A 21,890-nucleotide genomic window follows, 5' to 3' on the forward strand; every position below is an offset into this window, starting at 1 on the left:
TAAAAATTCAAGGCACATTAAGATTACATCGAATTCACGACAAATAAAAACCCGTTTCAATTTGAAACGGTTTTTTTTGCGCTATTATTGCTCTACTATTTTGCGTAATTAATTGCACGTGTTTCGCGAATCACAGTAATCTTTACCTGTCCAGGATAAGTCATTTCATCCTGAATTTTTTGTGCGATATCAAGAGATAATGTTTCAGCTTCCTTATCAGATACCTTATCACTACCCACAATCACCCTTAGTTCGCGACCTGCCTGAATAGCATATGTCTTAAGCACTCCTGGATGAGATAACGCCAGATTTTCAAGATCTTTCAAACGCTTAATGTACGACTCTACAATCTCGCGACGTGCGCCAGGACGTGCTCCTGAAATGGCATCACAAGCCTGAATAATTGGAGAAATCATTGAAGTCATCTCAATTTCATCATGGTGAGCACCAATAGCATTACAAACATCAGGTTTCTCTTTGTACTTCTCAGCCAACTTCATACCTAAAATTGCATGTGGCAATTCTGGCTCATCATCTGGCACCTTGCCTATATCATGCAACAAACCAGCTCGTTTAGCACGCTTTGCATTTAAACCAAGCTCGGTTGCCATAATAGCACATAAATTAGCAGTCTCTCTGGCATGTTGCAATAAGTTTTGTCCGTAAGATGAACGATATTTCATTTTACCAACCAAACGAATCAACTCAGGATGCAACCCGTGAATACCCAAATCAATTGCCGTTCGTTTTCCTGTTTCCACAATTTCTTCCTCGATTTGTTTACGAACCTTGTTCACAACCTCCTCAATTCTTGCAGGGTGAATACGACCATCCGTTACCAACTGATGCAGAGCAAGTCTTGCAATTTCTCTTCGAACCGGATCGAAACCCGAAAGCACAATAGCTTCCGGAGTATCATCCACTATAATCTCGATTCCCGTAGCCGCTTCTAATGCACGAATATTACGTCCCTCACGTCCAATGATTCTACCTTTAATCTCATCAGATTCAATATGGAAAATAGTTACCGAATTTTCGATAGCCGTTTCCGTGGCTACTCTTTGAATGGTTTTTATCACTACCTTTTTTGCTTCCATATTAGCAGACATCTTTGCCTCTTCCATAATCTCATTCACATAAGACATGGCTTCGCTTTTTGCCTCCTCTTTTAACGAATCAATCAACATATTTTTAGCCTCATTTGCTGATAAGCCTGAAATTTCTTCTAACTGCTCATTTTGCTGTTTCTTAGCCTTTTCAAGCTCTACAGATTTCTTTTCAACCAAACCAATCTGGTGATTTAAATTTTCGCGAATCGCATCAGTCTCTTTCTTTTTACGCTGAAAATCATCAATTCTTTGGTTTAAAGTATTCTCTTTTTGCTTAATTTTATTTTCCGCTGCTAAAAGCCTATTGTTCTTAGAGTTTATTTGCTTTTCATGCTCGGTTTTTAATTGGAAAAACTTTTCTTTGGCTTGAAGAATTTTATCTTTTTTAATTACTTCAGCCTCAGTTTGTGCCTCTTGAATTATCTTTTCACTCTTTGATTTAAGAGCCTTTTGCAAAATAAAATATGCAAGTATCCCACCAATAACTAAAGCGAGAATTCCTATTATAGTTTCAATCATATCATAGAATATTAAGTCAATACTAATTTATATGTAAAATAACCCGCACCATTACTCGAACCAAATACCCAAGTGTGAAATAGATTCAAATGTTTTCAAATCCAGATCATCCAAAAGTTAAAAGTTCAAGAAATAATGCGGGTTATTACTTTACTTTATTTATAAGAACATTTGCTATTCTTTTTCCAAGAATTCACTCAGCTCACGCTCCATTGCTTTTAGCTCATTATAAACTGGAGCAACATCTGCTTTATTTTCCAATTCAATAAACTTAATAACATATTGCAAAGAAGCCATTGCAAGAAAGTCCTGAGTATCTTTATCTTTATATCTTTGTTTGTATTGCAAAACTTTCTCATTAATCATTTTTGCGGCTTTTCTGATCACCTCCTCTTGTTTGCGATCAATATTTAAAGGATAAGTTCTATCCGCAACATTAACTTTAATTGAAAGTTTGTTTTCCATAAACAAAATCTATCTGTTTAAAAGAGCAATACATTTATCAATCTCCCGCACAATTCGGTTAATTTTAAGCTTTGCTTCATGAGAATCTTCGCTATTTGAAGATAATGTTTTAGCAAGCTTCAATGTATCGTAATGATGCTCAAGCTCACTTTTTTTCCTCGAAAGAATTTCAACCTGCTCCATAAGCTCCATTTTCTCATGAATGAGCGATTCCTTTTCTTCCTTAGATTTCTGATACAACGAAATAAGTTCGTCTATGCGCTTTTTTAAACTTATTATTATTTCGTTCGATTCTTGATCCATCACTAAAATTTCTTTTACAAAATTAACATTGCTGAGAAGATTATCAAATTTATTAGTTTGTATTTTAGTTCAAGCTTCCGAAAAAAAAGCTTTTTTTGTAGTTTTGAGCGTCAATAGAAGCATAATATCAAAGCAACATGAAGTACTTTAAAACAAACATAATCACCATTTTATCATTCATATTTCTTGCAAGTTCAATTAAGTTTTATGCACAACCAAAAAAATATCCAAAAAATTACTTCCGATCACCTGTGGATTTTACCATTACACTTTCGGGGAACTTTGCTGAATTAAGAAACAATCATTTTCATTCGGGTATTGATATTAGAACTTTTACAAAGGGTAAAAAAATATATTCCATTGCTGACGGATTTGTTAGCAGAATAAAAGTTTCAGCAGGCGGTTATGGGAAAGCCATTTACATCGATCATCCTAATGGATATACCTCAGTATATGCTCATCTTGATCGATTCAATAAAGAAATTAATGAGTTTGTAAAAGTATATCAATACAATAAAAAAACGTTTGAATTCGATATTGATCTTAATAAAGATCGATTTCCGCTTAAAAAAGGAGACGTTATTGCCTTATCTGGCAATACTGGTTCTTCCTCTGGCCCACACCTTCATTTTGAAATTAGGGATACTAAATCAGAACATCCAATTAATCCACTTCTGTTTGGATTTAAAATTAAGGACACCACACCTCCGAAAATATTCAACCTGTATGTCTACCCAATGGATTCATTAAGCAGTGTAAACGGGAAAAATACCAGAAAGAGATTTCCTGTTATCTACTACAATAATGCCTTTCATCTTAAAGGAGATCCTAAAGTATTACTTTCGGGTAACATTGGTTTTGGATTGCAGGCAAACGACTATTTGGATAATACCTGGGGAAAATGTGGTATTTATAGTATGAAAGTATTGGTGAACGATTCTTTAATTGCAGATTATAGCTTCAACGAATTCTCCTTTGATGAATCACGCTACATCAATTCACACATGGATTATTCGTTGAATATGATTGAAAACAAAAGGATTCACAAGTGTTTTAAGGAGCCTAACAATAAGCTCACTGTATACAATTACTTTAGCAACCAAGGCGTCTATCATTTTAAAGTAGGTACAAAATATAAAATTGATTTTATTGCAGGGGACAACAAGAATAACATGTCCAAATTAAGAGTCTATGCTCAAGCAAAAGAGCAAATAAAACCATTTAAACAAAAGGAATACAGTCAATTGCTATCGGCTACAGATGAAAACTATTTCAAAACAGATAATCTTGAACTGAAATTTCCAGAAAATTCATTTTATTCGGATATCGAATTCAGATATTCACACAAGCCAGATACAATTTTATTATCAGACATTCACTCTGTTCACCTAAGCAATACTCCGGTGCATAAGTACTACACCATTGCAATTAAACCAAACAAAACTATCAGTGACGAAGACAAGTTGTTCATTGCTGCGCTTGAAAAAGATGGTAAGTTTTCTAATATTGGTGGAATTTACATCAATGGATGGGTAAAATCGAAAACCAGAGTGTTTGGAAACTTTGCCATTGTTGCGGATACCATTCCTCCTAGCATCAAATCCAAAACTAATTTTAATTTGAAAAACCTATCTTTACGGGAAAGAATATCATTCACAATTAAAGATCCATTATCGGGAATTAAATCATATAAAGGCATGATTGATGGGAAATGGGTTCTTTTCGAATTTGACGCCAAAAACAATCACCTGTTTTATACTTTTGACAAAAAAAGATTGATCCCAAACCGTAAACACGAATTGCAATTGGAGGTGCATGATAAGCTTGGTAATCAATCTAAGTTTAAAACAAGTTTTTTTTGGTAAATCAATCTGAATAACCCCTTAATTCATAAAAAAGCCATTCCGGATAAAGACTTTTATCAGCTTTAACTTTACTTTTTTTCCTATTTTTGTAGGAATCATGAAAAATTTATCGCAATTAAATTCACTTAAATATTTAAACATGAAGAAGATTTATGCAATTGCCTCACTTTTAATGGTAATTTTTGTCTTTTCGACAACAACTTCGCAAGCATGTACTAACTACCTAGTTACAAGAGGTGCCAGTACTGATGGTTCTAATATGATTACTTACGCTGCCGATTCGCATGTATTGTACGGAGAATTGTACTTTCGCCCTGCTACTGATTGGGCTGAGGGCACAATGATCGATATTTACGAATGGGATACTGGAAAATACTTGGGTAAAATCCCACAGGTTCCACACACATATTCCGTAATTGGAAACATGAATGAGTTTCAGTTGGCAATTGGCGAAACCACCTACGGAGGAAGAAAAGAACTTGGAACAGGTAAGCAAGAAGGTGCTATTATCGACTACGGAAGTCTTATATATTTAACTCTGCAGCGTGCTAAAAATGCTCGTGAAGCGATCAAGGTAATGACTGAATTGGTTGAAAACTATGGATACTATAGTTCAGGTGAATCATTTTCTATTTCTGATCCAAACGAAATTTGGATATTAGAAATGATTGGTAAAGGTAATGATGAAAAAGGTGCTGTTTGGGTAGCAAGAATGATTCCTGATGGATATATAAGTGGCCACGCCAACCAAGCAAGAATTACAACTTTTCCATTAGAAGGAAAAAATTCAATATCTTCTGATAGAATTGATAAAATCTTTCATCCAGAGATAACTAACGTTTATGCTAGAGATGTAATCTCTTTCGCAAAAGAAAAAGGTTACTTTCCAAAAGATGGAAAAAACAAAGAATTTAGTTTCTCTGACACATATGCTCCTGTAGATTTTGGTGCTGCCAGATTCTGCGAAATTCGCGTTTGGTCTTTCTTTAATGATGTAAAAAAAGGAATGGACAAGTATTTTAATTACTGTAAAGGTAAAGTTGAGCACGATGAAAAAGGTTATGCTACGAATCGTATGCCTCTTTGGATCAAGCCAGATAATAAAATTAATGTTCTTGAATTGATGAATCACATGAGAAATCACTTGGAAGGAACCGAATTGGATATGAGTAAAGACGTAGGTGCTGGTCCTTACGGAAACCCTTACCGTTGGAGACCACTTACCTGGAAAGTTAACGGTGTTACTTATTGTAACGAACGTGCAACTGCAACTCAGCAAACCGGATTTTCTTTTGTTGCTCAATCGAGAAATTGGTTACCAGATGCGGTTGGTGGAATCAACTGGTTTGGTGTTGATGATGCAGCATCATCTGTTTACTTCCCAATGTATTGCGGCAGTACAAGAGTTCCAAAATCATTTGTTGTAGGTAATGGTAAAATGATGGATTTCACCAATAAGTCTGCTTTCTGGGTATTCAATCAGGTGTCAAATTTTGCTTATACTCGCTACAACTCAATCCATCCTGAAATTGCTAAGAAGCAAAAAGCTTTAGAGAAGAAATATCTATCTTTTACCAAAATCATAGATCTTGCTGCTGAAGATATGTTTAAGAACAACAAAGCTGCTGCAATTGAGTTCTTAACCGACTTCTCGTGTAACCAAGGGGATAACCTAGCCGACGAATGGAGAAAGTTTTATGGATATCTATTTGCTAAATATATGGATGGTAACATTAAAGAAAAAGATGGCAACAAGCAAAATCCAAAAATCAAGCAACCAGGTTACAGCAAGGAATTTTACAAAACAATTGTGAAAACTACTGGAGACAAATTAAAAGTTTCTGGTACATCTCACTAAATTAGATATTTCAATTAAAGAGGAGCTGATAAGCTCCTTTTTTGTCTATGCTTAATTTAAACGTTAATATTATTTGTGAAAAACAAAAAAATCAAGCATAATTCTTTTGACCTTAGATATTTTTATTAATTTTGCGCCGAATTCGTGCGTAATCTCTGGCATAAATAGATATAGTTAATTTGCGAATATTGCGCCCGTTAAACCTTAATAAATTAAGACAATGGATTTAATTAAAGTTGCCGAAGAGGCGTTCAACACAGGTGTGGAAATTCCTGAATTCCAATCAGGTGATACTGTAAGTGTTTCTTACAAAATTAAAGAGGGAAATAAAGAAAGAACTCAGGTATTTAGAGGTGTTGTTATTCAAGTCAAAGGATCGGGATCCACTAAAACTTTCACGATCAGAAAAATGTCTGGTAATGTAGGCGTGGAAAGAATTATTCCATTCTCTTCTCCATTCATTGAGAAAATTGAAGTAAACAAAAGAGGTCGTGTTAGAAGAGCTCGAATTTACTATTTACGCGGACTTACTGGTAAGAAAGCAAGAATCAAAGAAAGAAGATTCTAACTCTTACTTTAAAAAATACAATAGCCTTCCCACTTGGAAGGCTTTTTTTATACAAAAAAGCATCTAAAAAAATCAGATGCCATCAATTATTTAAACAGAACATACATCACGGATTATACCAATCAGGCATCTCCCCATTGTATATTAATAATTCTCTATTATCACCATCCGCATCCATGATCCAAATTGTTTTTTTCTCTGTACCAGAGTTTGAAACATTCATGAAAATAATCTTCTCTCCTGTTTCTGAAAATCTTGCTTGAAGATCGTTACCAGTTTTATCATCTCCTGATAAATCTGTCCAACCTGTACCATTAATATTTATGCTATAAATCCTGGCATCACGTTGAATTCCTCTATCATCTTCATAAAGTGAATCCAAAGAAAAAATCACCTTGTCGCCTCCAAAGGAAAATTGTGGATTTGATATGGTTCCTTCCAAATTTGGAACAAGCACAGTCATATTACTGCCATCCGGATCCATTAAATAAATCTCATTATCATATGGCTTTTCTCCTTGTGCTAATGCCACAATCTTTTCTTCACTATGATTATCAAATTGATAAGTCCAATCCATTTGCGTAAACTCACGATTCTCAGGTGCATTAGCAATTTTACGCCAACCAGTGCCATCTCTATTTATCACAATTAATTCATTATAATATCCATATATAAGCTGATCACCTGTAGGTGACCAAACAAATCCACCACCATCGTTATGCTTTCCTGCAACAGGTCTATCATTGGTAACTTTAAACACATCCTTACCTTTCAAGTCCATTGTATAAATATGAAAAACCCCATTATTTATAGTAGAATAGGCTATTCTATTATGACTACCCGGCATTATTCTAGGGTGCAATTCGTCACCACCACCATAAGTTAACCTTACTAGGTGATTCTCCTGCAAATCCCATGAGTAAATATCTCGTGAATTAAGTGAATCTTTTACAAAAAGATATCCATTCGTTGGAAATTCTTCAGTCGTAAAATCCCATTTCTTCCCTTCTGTCTCATATCTATCCCTATTGCTAACATTAACTTTCCAACTGTAATTGGTTTCAAAATTTAAATTTTTAGCAATATAAGTAGTATCCATTAAATCTCTTACCAAAGTATCTCCCTCAGCTTCTCCATTTTTAAACAGAATCACCTCGTAAAAAAGGGTATCCCCTTTTACTGTTTCTCCATTATTCCAAACCAATTCAATTTGGGTAGAAACTTCTTTTGTTCCATTAACAGGCGAAACATAAACAGGTTCGTTTGGAACGACAGATGTTGGTGGGGCATCTTGTAAAACAAATTCCATTAATACATCCTGACCTTCACGGACATTTATACTAATACTTTGAGATGAATAATCCTCCTTTGCAGCTGTAACTGAATAGTCACCAATTAATACTTCACCTATTTTAAACTGGCCATCGGCGTTCGTAGTTACAGCTGTGGTTCCCGGACTTGTGGTAATACTTACACCTTCCAAAGGTGTATTTCCCTCAGATGCTGTTACAGTTCCACTAATTGATCCATATAAATCTGGCTCTACAGTATTTTCATTACACGATAAAATTAAAAAGGAAACTCCTATAAACAGGAATAACCCATAGAGTGTATAGAATTTTTTCATATTCTGGCAGCTATTTTAATTTTTCTTAATATACTCATTCTCTCCATGTAAAACAACCGAATCTTGAGCAACCAACTTCTTATTGTGATAAACAATCAATTTGATAACTAAGTGGTCTTTTTTATTCAAGTTCATTCTGGCTTCGGATAAAGATATAACTTTATTGGGTTTTGAAATGCACTTTCCTTTCTGACTTGTTGAAGAATTACCTGAAGGTCCAATTTTCTTCGTACTAAGAAGATAGTCAACTGTAATTGTTTGATTATCCAAGTTTTCAAATTTTGCAGAAACCCATAAGTTATTTGCCTTGCCTTCCATTTCAATCCACCCTATCATTTTATTTTGAACAGAAACTGTTCCGTGAAGGTTTATTTTCAGAAACAACAGACCAAACAGGACGATAGATCTTAATATCATTTAATTACTAGCTAATTTTCAATGAGTAAAAATATCCATTAGATACCTTAAAATCAACAACGAAACCGTTAAATTAATCTAAATAGCTGAAAAAATATATAATTTCCAGAAAAAATCTTAAAAAAGAAGGGGTATCCATAAGGACACCCCACAATTTAAACCTGCTCTATATTCACAAACCACTTTGTATTATAAATTTCATACCGCTAATATTAATTGCTTAACTTCATAAACAAATGTGCTTCGGTATAAATCTGAGTTAATTCATTGTTATTTCAAAATTGAGTAATTTCAAAGCTCTAAATTTTTCCAAAAAATTCTTGTTACAATAAATTGTCATATACTAGCTAATACTAGAGGAAATTTAGTTTCCATTTAGAACAGATTTTACAAAATTTAATTCTCCATTCTGAAAAATAAAAAACCGAAGGTTTCCTTCTGAACTACTTCTAAAATATTTTTACACCAATTAATTTATAGAATAAGTAACTACCTTTTCTTCACAATATTGAAAAACAATCAAACTTAATTCAATTTCTTATTGGAAACACAGAGATATCATATATTCGAATTCCAGTTTTGTAACAAAAAAATTGATTCATAATTCGAGTGACTAACGCTCTGACCAATTCCTGCAAAACTGAACTACGCAGCATATAAATATAAGGAATAAATAAGTAAGTAGTGCAGTGAGATTTTTAATCAGTAAAAATTCCCGCTAAAGCGGGAATTTTAATTTGATCAATAATTTCTTTTTATCATGGTGCAAATACAACACCAGCGTTTCCTTGCTGTGTTACCGCATAGTTTCCATTACCATTCTGAATTACCTGGCCAAAGTGTCCATTTCCAATTTGCTCAAGTAATGAAGTATTGTTATCACCAAACTGATAAGTCAAACCTGTATTATCTTCACCAGTCTGAAGAATAGTACCACTATTATACATTCCGTTCGTTTGAGCAACTACAGCAATGTTACGGTCTCCTTCTTGCAAAATGTCAGCTAAACTTTCTTCCTGGTCAAACTGGAATACCCAACCTCTGTTATCATCACCTCTTTGTTCAACGAAAGCATCTGATTTTTCACCTCCGAACTGTCCCACGAATGAGAAGTTTTGATCACCTTTCTGGAAAATGTCCGCTTTATTCTTTTTACCACCAATTTGATCAATAACCGCTAAGTTACCATGGTCTTTTTGTTTAATCTTAGCCTTATTCTTAGTACCATAAAGTTGTGAAATATAAGCTGCTTGATTGTCACCTCTTTGGATAATCTTAGCTTTGTCACCTGAGCCAAATTTTTGTGAAACATCAGCAAAATGACTAACACCCTTTTGATGCACATTTACAAAACCTTTACTTTCTCTAATTTGCTCAACAAACGCATAGTTACCTTCGCCATATTGAGTTGTAGTAGAAACATTATGATCCCCTCTAACTTGAACTGTTCGAGCTCGATTGAAATCTCCGTTTTGTTTAATTGTAGCAGAATTGTCTAGACCTCCTCTTTGGTAAGTAGAAGCTACATTGGCAAGACCATTTTGGTGAATAAACGCATAGTTTGAATAACCTCCTAATTGCATTATTCTGGCACGGTTGTAAGCATACAACTGAGTAACAACTGCAGTATTAAAACGCCCGAACAACTGAGATACACGTGACTTATTGCGCATTCCCCACTGGTTTACAAATGTATTGTTATAAGCACCTCTTCTTTGATACACACCCGATCGGTTTTGCGCACCATACTGTATCACTGTAGCATCAGTAAAAATAGGTAAAATCTGGGTAACATCTGAGAAATTGCGAGTCCCCATTTGTAAAACACTTGCATTACTCAATGCGCCTAATTGTAGAACATTACTAGTATTGTAGCGTCCAAATTGACCTACCGTAGCAACATTATTGTGATTAGCTTGCAAAATTGTTGACAAGTTTGCCAATCCCATTTGCATAACCGATGCAGCATTTAAAAAATCCAATTGATTTACATACGACATATTAAACCATCCTGCCTGACTAACACCAGCCATGTTAAGGAAGCCATTTTGAAGTACTTCGGAAATGTTATGCAATCCCATTTGGTCAACATATGCTGCATTAAGCATTCCAACTTGATCTACATAGGATACATTAAGAATTCCTAATTGCGAAACCATTGCAGCGTTAAATTCTCCCAACTGATTAATGCCAGAAATGTTCGCCAATCCATCTTGGTCAACTGTAGCATTATTCCACAATCCTAATTGATCCACATCACTCGAATTGAGCCATCCCACTTGGTTTACACCAGCTGTATTGTCAAAACCCAATTGGTCTACTGTTGAGTAGTTAACCTGCGAATATGCAGAAGAAACTGCAAAAACAACGGCAACTACTAGAAATAATAATTTTTTCATGGTTGATTTTTTTTAAAGGTTTTAAGTGAATTAAAATAAAATCTAATTAAAGTATAAAGAGCTCTGATAAGACCATGTAAATGAAAGGTTATTCCTTCCTGATCTCAAGACTAAATTATGAAAAAGCCTTTCCAAACACCTGTATTTTTACATGAACATCAAGCATCTCTTGATTAAATAGTGGTCTCACTAATCGAATTTTTACCGAGTCTAAAAAAGCATAAGAAAAATTAAACAAGTGCATAATTGATTTTCAATCAAATCACAAAACAAAACCGCCAAACTGCATCATTTTAGCAATTTGGCGGCTAGTTTTGTTATAAATCAATCAAATCAATTCATGATAATTTATGGATTTACACCAGCATTGTATTGAGTTACAATAGCAGTATTTCCATTACCAAATTGGGTAATTAAAGATGCATGTCCAAACCCTTCTTGATATACATCAGCATAATTATTACTTCCTACTTGAAGCGTTGCAGCTGCATTGTACTTACCTATTTGATTTGTTAATGCTACGTTACCCTCGCCCATTGCTTGAATTGTTAATGCATAGTTATGAGCACCATTTTGGTTGGTTAAAGCATAGCTATCATCTGAGTTATACTGACCAATAGCAGCAGAATTTTTGTATCCATCTTGTAGGATTCCAGCAAATGAGAAATCAGTATATGACTGCTCAATGTATGCCATATTTAATTCACCAATTTGTCCAATGCCTGCAAAAGAACCCACACCAAATTCTTGGTAAATTTCAGCATCATTATATTTTCCTTGCTGTCCAATATAAGCTTCATTAAAAGCACCTTCTAACTGTTCAATAGCAGCAATATTTCCTTTTCCATATTGCTCAACTTCTGCAGAATTAACAAATCCTCCAAACTGACCTACGTAAGCTTTATTCTTTTTACCCTGTTGGTACACATCAGCAGAATTTAACAAACCATACAATTGCTCTACTAATGCTTCGTTTTTCTTACCTTTTTGGCTAACTAATGCGCTATTGAATACACCTTTATTTTGGAATACTTCTGCAACATTACGACGACCTTTTTGATCTACATATGCAAAGTTAAAAATACCACCATATTGAAGTGTTAAAGCAGCATTTTCTTTCCCCATTTGAGAAATCATAGAGTTATTGAATAAACCACCGTGTTGCGTTGCACTAGCCTCATTCAATCTTCCGTGCTGATCAACATCAATTGTATTCAATAAACCACCGAATTGTCCAGTGTAAGCAAAGTTACCTAAACCTCCTTGGCGCACTAAAGCCAGATTAAACTCACCTTCTACTTGCTCAGCATAAGTGGTGTTAAAAATACCATTCTGACTAATTTCAACAGCATTTTCTTCACCCAACATCTGAAGAACATTAGCGTAATTACCAAAACCAATCTGGCTAACGATAGCTAGATTTTCTTTTGTAGATTCCTGAAGAACTGTAGCTCCGTTAAAAGTACCCCATTGGCTAACGAATGCCAAATCCTTCTTACCGTTAAGCTGATCAACATCAGACATATTTAACCAACCTCTTTGGAAAACGTCAGCATAAACGCCGTAGCTAAAAGCCTGATTAATATCAGAAATGTTCCAAACACCTGCTTGATCTAGGTAAGCCATGTTAGACATTCCACCAAATTGAGAAATGTAAGAAAGATTATAACCATATTGCTTAACATCTGCAAATTGGAATAATCCTAATTGAAATACTGAAGAGAAATTAGACATTGCTTGATCTACATACAGAGTATTTCCTATGCCAAATTGACTGGCCAAAGAAACATTTGCGATTCCTATTTGATCAATAGTAGCATTATTAAAAATACCCTCTTGATAAACATCACTAATGTTGAATAATCCCGTTTGAGTAACAGCAGCTCCATTAAGCCAACCGTATTGTTCAACATTTGATTGGTTGTTTTGAGCGACAGAATACGCCCCAGTTAAGATAACTGCTAAAAAGACAAATAAAATCTTTTTCATGGTTTGATTTTTTTTAAGGTTTAAAGTGAATTACAGGTTTCCCTGAGTGAATTGTTTAAAATAATTTTGTGCACTTAAATGGTGCGATTTGATGATTTACTTTTTATTCGAAAACTAAATTATAAAGGAATAATGAAAAACAATTATCAGTTTACATCAATAATCCCTTTTATCTGATGAATACTAACAAGATCTTGATCAAGTATATCAATGTTTTTAAATACACCCTAAATAGTTAAGTAAAGTTAAACAGAAGCCCACAAATACTACCAACAAACTTACATTGCTAGTTTATTACAAAAATTGATAAAAAAAACAGGCTAGAATTTAATCTAACCTGTTGATAACATTCTATTATTTTATTCAGAAAACTAAAGTTACTCTTTTGCTTTTTTCCGTATCCTTTGTTTTCTAGCTCTTTCTTTCTTCTTCCTATCCCAAAGTTTATCAAAGTAAAAATTCACCCCTATCTTCCCTTCCCAAAAATAGTCGTTGTAATTACCTTGCTGTAAACCATCCACCTTATCATTAAAAATATAATGGTTCAACACAGAAAAATTTAATCCAAAACGATCGTTGAGCAAGAATTCAACTCCTGCCCCATAGATTGCCTGTGTATTTATTGAATTGGATAAATCAAAAGTAAAAGCGGATTTGTTCTGCTCAGAAAATAAACCAAAACCTCCTTCTAAGTATGGTGTCCAGTTTTTATATGGCAACAAACGATATTTTGCAGTTATATCTATAGAATTAAATGTTTTTTGAAAATGCTCAGTAGTAGCCAAATCTCCTCTCGTTAGACTTGCTTTGAATTGCATAAACGATTGAGTATCATACAGCAGTGACACACCTCCACACGCTTCCATTTCTGTGTGACTATAGTCCCCCATATACAACCAAGAACCTCCTTCAATTCCCATTCCGAACTTGTGTCTTCGTTTGCTAACCAATTGATCGAAAAAATCTGATTCTTGATTAGCTTCCTTTTCTTCCACATAATTAGTAATTACTTCAGAACTTACCTCTTCTGGATTTTTCAAATCCCATAAGCCTTCTATAACTCCTTCTATGATTAAAGATTCAACAGCTTTTTCAATTGCCTCTTTTACTGCCATCTCAGATGGTTCATTATAAGTAAAACCAGTTTCAGCTTCTAATAGCCTTTTAAATTTCACATATCTAAACAAACTTGCATCAATCTTTTGTGAAAGAATCATTTTTGAAGTGTAAACTGTTTTTAGAATTCTACCGTTACTCGTTGAAATAGCGCGCAGATAAACAGTTACTCTATCTTGTCTATATTGACCTGAACCTCCAGCACTAAAATACATTAAACCTGCACCTCCTGTAATAACATTCGCATCATAACTAATTACACCACCCTCCAATACTATACCTGCAAACAGCAAAGGAGGTAACAATTGAGATTTATCATCATTCCCAGCGTAATTAGCACGACTAGACCTTATAATCTTCCTTTCATTCAGCAAGTTAGACAAACCTTCTCTTTCCAGGGGAATAAACCAGCCAGATTCTTCTATTGCCTTTAACAATATTGATGTAGTTCCTTGCGTAACCGCGGTAGACCAGTTTGCACCTGTGTCTGAAGGCTTATATTGCCCCGTTTGATCACGAAATTTATAGACCGCAGCAACAATTTTTTCTCGAGGTTCTGGCAAACCAACTAAATTTTTACGAACAGGAGTTTCTGCTCCAATTTCAGCACGTTGCTCGGTCAACGGTTGATTAAAATAGGGCACACATGCGCCAAAAAGAAAGCTTATCAGTAGACAAAAAGGTATATATTTTTGCATATAGAGAGATTTAAAGAAGTGTTTATTTGTTAGTTAGTGGAAAAAATCAATAGCTTGGGATTACGACATTTGTAAAGTTCCCGTTCCGTATGTCCTGAATATTAACTGTAACACCGCTAGCATCTTCCATAATATCCACCTGATAACTACCTAAATTATAGGATCCTGACTGCAAATCACCACCTTCGCCAAAAATTTGATTCACTAATTGACTTGATAGTTGATTCAATATTTGACGGTTTAAATTATCTTCAAAATCATCTAAAGGATCTGTTTGAAATCCATCTTCAGAAGTTGGATCTTTAATTTTATCTTGTTGCTTGGCAGAATTTATCAACCAGTTATAGTTATAAGGATTACCTCCAAAGTTTGAATTTATAGGTGTATAAACAAAATCTTGGGTCAAAGCCTCATTTGGCAAAGCCACTCCAAATAAAAAAAACACAATTATTGATTTTAAAAATTTCATATTCCTGAATTTAAGATTAAAAAATTCCAGATCCTGATTGATCATCACCATCAAGCTGGGATTTCATTTTTTCATAATTTAATAAATATCTTCCTGTCTGCTGTACAGCGTAAGTTGACATCTGTTCAAGGATATCATATCGCGGCTGCACTCTCTGCTTAAATACCTCATTGTTATTAACCAACACAGTAACCTGCGTAGCCAACCCCGGCAATACCATTTCCTTGATCGTAATGGTAAAGTTCTTGGCATTTTTCGGTGGAGCCCATCCAGAAAAAAACATGTCATAAAAATCTCGACCTACTTTGGTTATTGTTTCATCCATTATCAATCCATCGATTTCCATATCAAGCATGGAAGAATTGGAACCTGAATTACTTTTAACTGCATTATTCAATGCATCTTTTAATATCTCCAATGTCCTTAAGGAATCACTCTTAATATTCGATTTCTGAGCTTGTAAAGAAATCGAATTGAATACAAATACAACAAGCAACACAAATAAGAATCTTCCAAACACCAGAGTCTTCACAAACACCATATTTTTAGTCACGTTCACAATATATAAATATATAGTTTCTAATTCTAAATTCATAAACTTTTACACGACAAAAGACCTCTCTTATAAAACCTTAACTTTTGTTAATCAGACAAATAAACCTAAACAGACAACTAAAATTCTTTGATCATTCATCTTTTTTATTCCATTAAAATTTTGGACACTTAATTGCCCTGATCCTTCTTTTCTTTTTGAAATAATGCGAACCAGAACAAGAAGTACGAGTTTTTCCTAACAAATAAGTTAGCGAAATCTCGTGTGCTCCAGAATTGGTTTTTACCAATTTTGAAACCACATAATCGTATGAATATCCAATTCGAACGCGATCAGTTTGATAGCCGATCAAAATAATAAATGCATCCAAATCGAATGACAAATTCTGCCGAAACCACGCTCCCACTACCCAATTTATACGAGAAAAATAAAGTCCGTAATTGATTTGTTCAAAATCCTGCTGCTTCTGATAGAGAATATTCGGTGATAATGCATTATCACTCTTCATTAAACCTCTCGAGTACCCAATTGGAATTAGTGAACCTGCATGAATAGTATATTTTCGAGGTAAAATCGCAGTGTATTGATCCTTATGGAATGCCTCATCGGGTTCAGACATGTGATCGGCTACTGCCCCAAAATAGAAATTCTTATAATTTGCAACAAGACCAAAGGAAAAGTCAAAATATGAATGAGACAAACTTGCCGGCCGCACTTCTCGTCCAGGGTAAATAACTCCATATAAAGGATCAATCATATCTGAAAACACCAGAGTTTCCCAATCAAGCTTTTTTTGCACATATGTTGCTTTTAAACCTGCATTTATCGAAAAGTTCCTATCAATATTTAATGAGTATGAATACATTCCGGAAACCATTGTAGTTTTTATTGTACCATCTCCCTGATTATCCTGAACTACTAATAATCCAATCCCTCCATTTATAATATCACTATACTGATCAAATGAGATGGTATATGTTACAAATGGATTATTATTCTGTGGCCACTGATTGCGATAAGAAATTGAAGCTATCGGCGCAAATTCTGATCCTGCCAAAGCAGGATTCAGGTATAGCCTATTGGCATAAAACTGGGAAAATTCAATATCCTGTGCTTTCGCAGACAATGCAAGCATCAGCCAAAATATGATATGAACAATTCTCCATTTTATCATCTTATCTTATTAAAGATACTGAGCCATCTTGTTTTGATTTCCCATTAATAATCAAGATCCATACATATACACCGGAATTAACCAGTTTTCCTTTATAGGTTCCATCCCAACCAACACCTAAATCTGTAAATTCATAGATTAATTCTCCCCAGCGATTGTAGATGTACATTTCTATCTCTTCTCCTGCGAAATCACCAGTAATTATTGGATCAAAAGAATCGTTTAATCCATCACCATTTGGTGTGAAAGCATTTGGAACAAATATTCTATATCGATCTATATATACCATTATTTCATCTTCACCAGTGCAGCCATTTAAATCTGTAAATACCACTGAATATAAACCTTCTTCCGTAACCGTGTATGCAGAAGAAGTTGCTCCATCCTGCCACAAATAAGTTCCTGGCAAAAACCTGATTTCAACTGTTGGTGACAAAATCTTATTTTCTGTATAAAAAATAGTGGTATCTGCTCCCAAATTAAATATTGGCCGATCGTGAACGACGAAGCTTACCTGTGAATTGTTAAAACACATTCCATCCGTAACCTCAGTATAAAAAACCAATCCATTTGTTATTTGGTTCGATAGTGGATTATTCAGAGTATCAGTCAAGTCAATATCCTCGTACCATGAAATAATAGAACCTCCTGGTGATATTCCAGATTCCAATCCTTTTAAATCATAGTTATTAACGATTCCTATTTCAGCTTCTTCTTCACAGAGCTCGATGAGTAAATTATTCGCAACTGGTAACGAATTAACGTAAAAATTTAGTCTCGCAATATTTTCACAGGAATTAATATTAGTGATTAATGCATAATAAGAACTTTGATTTGATACGGTTTGGCTTATTGGATTATTCACAGGAATGGTCCTTCTATCATCCTCGAACCATTGAATTGTTACATTAGTATCTTGAATCAATTCGCTTTCGTAGTTCGTTAAATTAACAGCACTGGCTACAAAAGTGCCAAAAGTTTCCTCACATAGATTCGTCGTAACATTAAAGGTTTCGGGTAAAGCAGTTATGGTAAAATCCAATTCTGCAAAGCTTTCACAATTTCCATCCCATATTCTAGCATAATAAATATCGCCATCAGAAACTTGAACATTTCCTGTATTCACTACAGGATTTAAATATGATGAATCGGAGTACCAGACAAGAGAAATTCCTGAACTCGTTGTTATATCAACTTCATATAAGCTTAAGTCCACTCCTCTATGCATTCCTGTATTAAAAATATCCTCACACAACACTACAGAATGATCTTGAGATTGTGGCAATGCATTAATTGTAAAATCAATTTGACCTACATTACTTTCTACTCCAAAACTAACTCTACAATAGAAATCATCTCCATCATTAACAGTAGTACTTGATGGAGTTGGAACAGAAAGGGTTAGCGCAGAATCGAAAAACCACTCTTTTATTGTTCCGGGATCATTATTAACGGCAGATTCTAGCTGTGTTAAGTTATATGCCGTTACCGAACCAGCACCTTGAGTTCCTTCGCATAACTGTATTTGCAAATCGCTTGCTTCAGGCAATTGCCTTACGTTAAAGGTAATACTTCCTGTGTTTTGACAAAATGTGCCTTGAACTAATGTATAAAACTCATCATTATCAACTGCACTCACATTATCGGGAGTTAAAACCAAACTACTTAAACCTGCATCATTATACCAAGTAACCGTATTGGCAGTTCCTCCATTAACATTTGTATTATAATTTAAAAGGTTTATTCCTGTTGCCAGACCAGTACCAAAACTATCCTCCCATACATCTTGAACAACATCAAAAGCAGTTGGTAAAGACCTTATAGTATAGGTCACTATAGCAACATTTGTATTTGCCCCATCGTCAACAACCGCAAAATATCTTACTCCATTATTGGCAGTAAAATTGGTAGGATCAGCAATTGGATTGGTAGGCAATCCATTGGGCTCTGTTGGCCAATCGAAATACCAGCTAAATGTATCGCCATTTCCATCATTAATCTGATTCTCGAGTAAACTTAAATCAACAATTGCAGTGCCACTACCTATAATATCCTCACAAATTTCGGGAAATACATCTCTCGCTACAGGTGTATTTAAAACTACAAACTGTATGGTTGCAACATTAGTACAAGTTGCATTGGCAACCAATACATAGAAAATATCACCATCGATTACATCTTGTGCATTCGGATTGGGAACCAAATTATTTAAAGCTGCATCGAGAAACCAATTAACACTATTAGGCTGACCTCCTGTAATTGCACTGTTATAAAAAGTAAGATCAACAGCCAAAGCTGTCATCGAACCCGGAACATCTTCAAATTCTGTAATTGTTTGATTATTTGCAATTGGTAAAGGCAAAACTGTGTAAGTAACAACAGCGGTATTTGATTCTCCTCCACTTTCAACCAACACATGAAACTGTTGACCATTACTAACCACTACATTTGTTGGATTTGCAAGCAAATTTGCTAAAGCAGCATCATTATACCAAGTTACAGTACTGCTGGCTCCACCGTTTATTGCTCCATTTAATAAGGTTAAATCAACATTTGAGGCTGCTCCACTTCCTGCAACATCTTCGCAAATAATAATATTTTGATCATTTGCGATAGGCGATGATCGCACTACAAATTCTACACTACCTCTGTTGGTACAAGTTCCATTATCAATAAAAGCATAAAAAACATCACCATCATTTACAGTTATATTTCCAGCTCCGGTAACCATATTTGTAAAGGATGCATCATCATACCAAATCACAGGACTACCATTAGAAACTTGATTATCATAAGTTGTTAAATCAACACCCGAAGCAGTTCCACTTCCAAAAGTATCTTCCCATAGTTGAATGGTAATATCATTCCCCTCTGGCAAACTCTCAATGGTATAAGTAACTGTTGCTACACTTGATCTTGTTGCGGTAGTCACTTCTGCATAAAAAATCTCACCATTTGAAACAACTCTATTATTTGGATTTGAGACAGGGTTAGATAATCCTACATCATGAAACCATGTAACAGGTACTGAATTGCCATTAGTTACAGCATTTTCAAGTAAAGTCAGATCTATATTTGATGCAATTCCTGTATTGTAATTATCCTCACAAAGCACAGGATTCTGATCAACAGCTTCAGGCAAAGCATTAACGGTTATAGTTACAACTGCAACACTTGCACAGATTCCATCGTTAACCTCAACCCAATATTGTTGTCCATTGGTTGCACTCACACTTGTTGGATCGGGAACTAAAGTAGTTGTGCTTACATCTGAATACCAGGCATAAGTAATTCCCCCACCACCATTTACTGAGCCTTCAAGAGATGTTAGATCAATGCCTGATGCAATTCCACCTCCAATCACGTCTTCCCATACAGTAAGAGCCTGATCATTAGCATCGGGAAGAGCTCTAATTGTAATTTCCTGTGTAACATTATCGGTTCCACCTGATATTAAATTCACCTCAAGATTTACATTGTAAGTTCCTGCTGCCGGGAATATATGACTAACAGTAAAAGGATTAGTATTTGTGGTTAATGGTGATGAGCCATCTCCAAAATCCCATGTAGCGTTTGCAATATTTGTAATATCAGAAGTGATTGTAAATTCTGTATTATCACCTTCACAATCGTATTGATAAGCAAATTCCAAACTAAATATACTTGTTACAAAGTTTGGTAATCCGAGCCAGCATCTTCGTCCTGCCAAATTCTTAGAATCAGCTACCCAATTGCATCCTGCACCAACAACATCTGGATTATTAATTACATCCAGGTTCAAACTCCCTGCACTGGCTGAATTATTAGTTTTGGCCATATAAATTCGATTATCAGGTGCAAGCTGCAAAGAACCATAGAACCATGCACCACTACCTATTAATTGAGCGGAAGAATTAATAGTAGCTTCGTTGTTTGAGGTAATATTAAACTGAAACATTTCTCCAAGTGTATATAAACTGATATACAACAACTCTCCAGAAGGTGAGAATTCAATCCCATAAGGTGAAATGTAACTACTTATCTGAATCGGGTTGGAAACCTGACCATTGGCAGTATTAAAATCAAAAAGTTCAACCATATCTTCAGTATATACAGCAACAGCCAATTTACTTCCATCTGGAGATGTTTTCATATATCCAATAGCTGACCTTCTACTGCTATTGTGTCGAACCCCTACCGTACTGGTTACTGCTGCCGACACACCAGTTGCACTCAAATGATACGCTAAAAAGTTTCTACTATTCCATTGATGAGCAAGGATCCAATAGTCACTGCCATTGGCATGCTTTACCGCTGTTATTTTTTCGCACACTTCATTGCCAAAGAGAACTGCGTTTTTGGTGGTGACTTGACCTAAGCCACCATTCATAGACATATCAACTATGGAATATCTTAGACCATTTCTTAAGTTATTCTGATGAGCATCAACTGTAAAAATGTAATATAGAACACCACTTCCAGGCTGTTGCACAATAATGGAAGATTGAGTAGCAGATACATTCCCGTCCAATCCATCCCCATTAACCATTTGTAAATGATTTCTATTGTAGACCGTAATTCCGTCAGTATAAAATAACAAATCACCATGCGCATTGCATACTGTAGCGCAGCCCTCTTCTGTATTTAATGCACCATCAGTAATTGAAGATGCAGGATCCACATTGAAATTTAAGCCTGCATTCTCACCAAAGTACCAAACACCTGCACGCCCCTGAGCAAAGCATATTGACAAAGAAGTGCATATTAAAAATATTGATATGT

15 protein-coding genes are annotated in these 21,890 nt (G+C 34.9%); 3 read left to right on the forward strand and 12 right to left on the reverse strand.

The features are described from left to right. Positions 1-95: 95 nt before the first annotated feature. From rny to ACO05S_RS01825, 3 genes are all read right to left on the reverse strand, one after another. Positions 96-1,628, reverse strand: coding sequence for a ribonuclease Y (gene rny / locus ACO05S_RS01815; protein ID WP_421919839.1), 1,533 nt, complete (start codon positions 1,626-1,628; stop codon positions 96-98). A gap of 174 nt (positions 1,629-1,802) precedes the next feature. After that, the gene (locus ACO05S_RS01820) at positions 1,803-2,093 is read right to left on the reverse strand and encodes a cell division protein ZapA (protein WP_421919840.1); all 291 of its coding nucleotides are present in this window, start codon (positions 2,091-2,093) and stop codon (positions 1,803-1,805) included. Between the two features lie 9 nt (positions 2,094-2,102). Continuing rightward, positions 2,103-2,396 (reverse strand): hypothetical protein, encoded by a 294-nt coding sequence (locus ACO05S_RS01825; protein WP_421919841.1) that lies wholly within the window; start codon positions 2,394-2,396, stop codon positions 2,103-2,105. A gap of 137 nt (positions 2,397-2,533) precedes the next feature. On the opposite strand from ACO05S_RS01825, the gene ACO05S_RS01830 reads away from it, so the two are divergent. The 3 genes from ACO05S_RS01830 (at position 2,534) to rplS (ending at position 6,687) form a co-directional block, all read left to right on the forward strand. After that, on the forward strand, positions 2,534-4,261 hold the full coding sequence (locus tag ACO05S_RS01830; protein ID WP_421919842.1) for a M23 family metallopeptidase: 1,728 nt from the start codon (positions 2,534-2,536) through the stop codon (positions 4,259-4,261). Between the two features lie 139 nt (positions 4,262-4,400). Beyond that, the gene (locus tag ACO05S_RS01835; protein ID WP_421919843.1) at positions 4,401-6,119 is read left to right on the forward strand and encodes a dipeptidase; all 1,719 of its coding nucleotides are present in this window, start codon (positions 4,401-4,403) and stop codon (positions 6,117-6,119) included. Positions 6,120-6,339: 220 nt separating this feature from the next. After that, a complete protein-coding gene (gene rplS / locus ACO05S_RS01840) occupies positions 6,340-6,687 on the forward strand; it encodes a 50S ribosomal protein L19 (RefSeq protein ID WP_421919844.1) in 348 nt (115 codons plus the stop codon). A 106-nt stretch (positions 6,688-6,793) separates the two neighbouring features. On the opposite strand, the gene ACO05S_RS01845 is transcribed toward rplS, so the two are convergent. The 9 genes from ACO05S_RS01845 to ACO05S_RS01885 form a co-directional block, all read right to left on the reverse strand. Further along, positions 6,794-8,314: a carboxypeptidase regulatory-like domain-containing protein gene (locus tag ACO05S_RS01845; protein ID WP_421919845.1), complete on the reverse strand. Its 1,521-nt coding sequence runs from the start codon at positions 8,312-8,314 to the stop codon at positions 6,794-6,796. Positions 8,315-8,329: 15 nt separating this feature from the next. Then, positions 8,330-8,731 carry a hypothetical protein gene (locus tag ACO05S_RS01850; protein ID WP_421919846.1) on the reverse strand — a complete coding sequence of 134 codons (402 nt, stop codon included), beginning with the start codon at positions 8,729-8,731 and terminating at the stop codon, positions 8,330-8,332. A 758-nt stretch (positions 8,732-9,489) separates the two neighbouring features. Further along, positions 9,490-11,130, reverse strand: a complete 1,641-nt coding sequence (locus ACO05S_RS01855; RefSeq protein WP_421919847.1) for a hypothetical protein — start codon at positions 11,128-11,130, stop codon at positions 9,490-9,492. Between the two features lie 348 nt (positions 11,131-11,478). Further along, positions 11,479-13,119, reverse strand: coding sequence for a hypothetical protein (locus ACO05S_RS01860; protein WP_421919848.1), 1,641 nt, complete (start codon positions 13,117-13,119; stop codon positions 11,479-11,481). Positions 13,120-13,496: 377 nt separating this feature from the next. Continuing rightward, positions 13,497-14,933 (reverse strand): CsgG/HfaB family protein, encoded by a 1,437-nt coding sequence (locus ACO05S_RS01865; RefSeq protein ID WP_421919849.1) that lies wholly within the window; start codon positions 14,931-14,933, stop codon positions 13,497-13,499. 46 nt (positions 14,934-14,979) lie between these two features. Beyond that, entirely contained in the window at positions 14,980-15,402 is a 423-nt protein-coding gene (locus tag ACO05S_RS01870) for a curli production assembly/transport component CsgF (RefSeq protein ID WP_421919850.1), read from the reverse strand. A gap of 16 nt (positions 15,403-15,418) precedes the next feature. Beyond that, a complete protein-coding gene (locus ACO05S_RS01875; RefSeq protein ID WP_421919851.1) occupies positions 15,419-15,997 on the reverse strand; it encodes a CsgE family curli-type amyloid fiber assembly protein in 579 nt (192 codons plus the stop codon). Between the two features lie 112 nt (positions 15,998-16,109). Further along, positions 16,110-17,129 (reverse strand): PorP/SprF family type IX secretion system membrane protein, encoded by a 1,020-nt coding sequence (locus tag ACO05S_RS01880; protein ID WP_421919852.1) that lies wholly within the window; start codon positions 17,127-17,129, stop codon positions 16,110-16,112. Position 17,130: 1 nt separating this feature from the next. After that, positions 17,131-21,861 (reverse strand): gliding motility-associated C-terminal domain-containing protein, encoded by a 4,731-nt coding sequence (locus ACO05S_RS01885; protein ID WP_421919853.1) that lies wholly within the window; start codon positions 21,859-21,861, stop codon positions 17,131-17,133. Positions 21,862-21,890 lie beyond the last annotated feature (29 nt).

The sequence above is a fragment of the Marinifilum sp. genome (assembly GCF_965230805.1).
Lineage (GTDB): Bacteria > Bacteroidota > Bacteroidia > Bacteroidales > Marinifilaceae > Marinifilum.

Excerpts from the sequence above, each read along its gene's own strand:
- rny (WP_421919839.1), bottom strand. The coding sequence starts at position 1,628 with ATGATTGAAACTATAATAGGAATTCTCGCTTTAGTTATTGGTGGGATA.
- ACO05S_RS01820 (WP_421919840.1), bottom strand. The coding sequence starts at position 2,093 with ATGGAAAACAAACTTTCAATTAAAGTTAATGTTGCGGATAGAACTTAT.
- ACO05S_RS01825 (WP_421919841.1), bottom strand. The coding sequence starts at position 2,396 with ATGGATCAAGAATCGAACGAAATAATAATAAGTTTAAAAAAGCGCATA.
- ACO05S_RS01830 (WP_421919842.1), top strand. The coding sequence starts at position 2,534 with ATGAAGTACTTTAAAACAAACATAATCACCATTTTATCATTCATATTT.
- ACO05S_RS01835 (WP_421919843.1), top strand. The coding sequence starts at position 4,401 with ATGAAGAAGATTTATGCAATTGCCTCACTTTTAATGGTAATTTTTGTC.
- rplS (WP_421919844.1), top strand. The coding sequence starts at position 6,340 with ATGGATTTAATTAAAGTTGCCGAAGAGGCGTTCAACACAGGTGTGGAA.
- ACO05S_RS01845 (WP_421919845.1), bottom strand. The coding sequence starts at position 8,314 with ATGAAAAAATTCTATACACTCTATGGGTTATTCCTGTTTATAGGAGTT.
- ACO05S_RS01850 (WP_421919846.1), bottom strand. The coding sequence starts at position 8,731 with ATGATATTAAGATCTATCGTCCTGTTTGGTCTGTTGTTTCTGAAAATA.
- ACO05S_RS01855 (WP_421919847.1), bottom strand. The coding sequence starts at position 11,130 with ATGAAAAAATTATTATTTCTAGTAGTTGCCGTTGTTTTTGCAGTTTCT.
- ACO05S_RS01860 (WP_421919848.1), bottom strand. The coding sequence starts at position 13,119 with ATGAAAAAGATTTTATTTGTCTTTTTAGCAGTTATCTTAACTGGGGCG.
- ACO05S_RS01865 (WP_421919849.1), bottom strand. The coding sequence starts at position 14,933 with ATGCAAAAATATATACCTTTTTGTCTACTGATAAGCTTTCTTTTTGGC.
- ACO05S_RS01870 (WP_421919850.1), bottom strand. The coding sequence starts at position 15,402 with ATGAAATTTTTAAAATCAATAATTGTGTTTTTTTTATTTGGAGTGGCT.
- ACO05S_RS01875 (WP_421919851.1), bottom strand. The coding sequence starts at position 15,997 with ATGAATTTAGAATTAGAAACTATATATTTATATATTGTGAACGTGACT.
- ACO05S_RS01880 (WP_421919852.1), bottom strand. The coding sequence starts at position 17,129 with ATGATAAAATGGAGAATTGTTCATATCATATTTTGGCTGATGCTTGCA.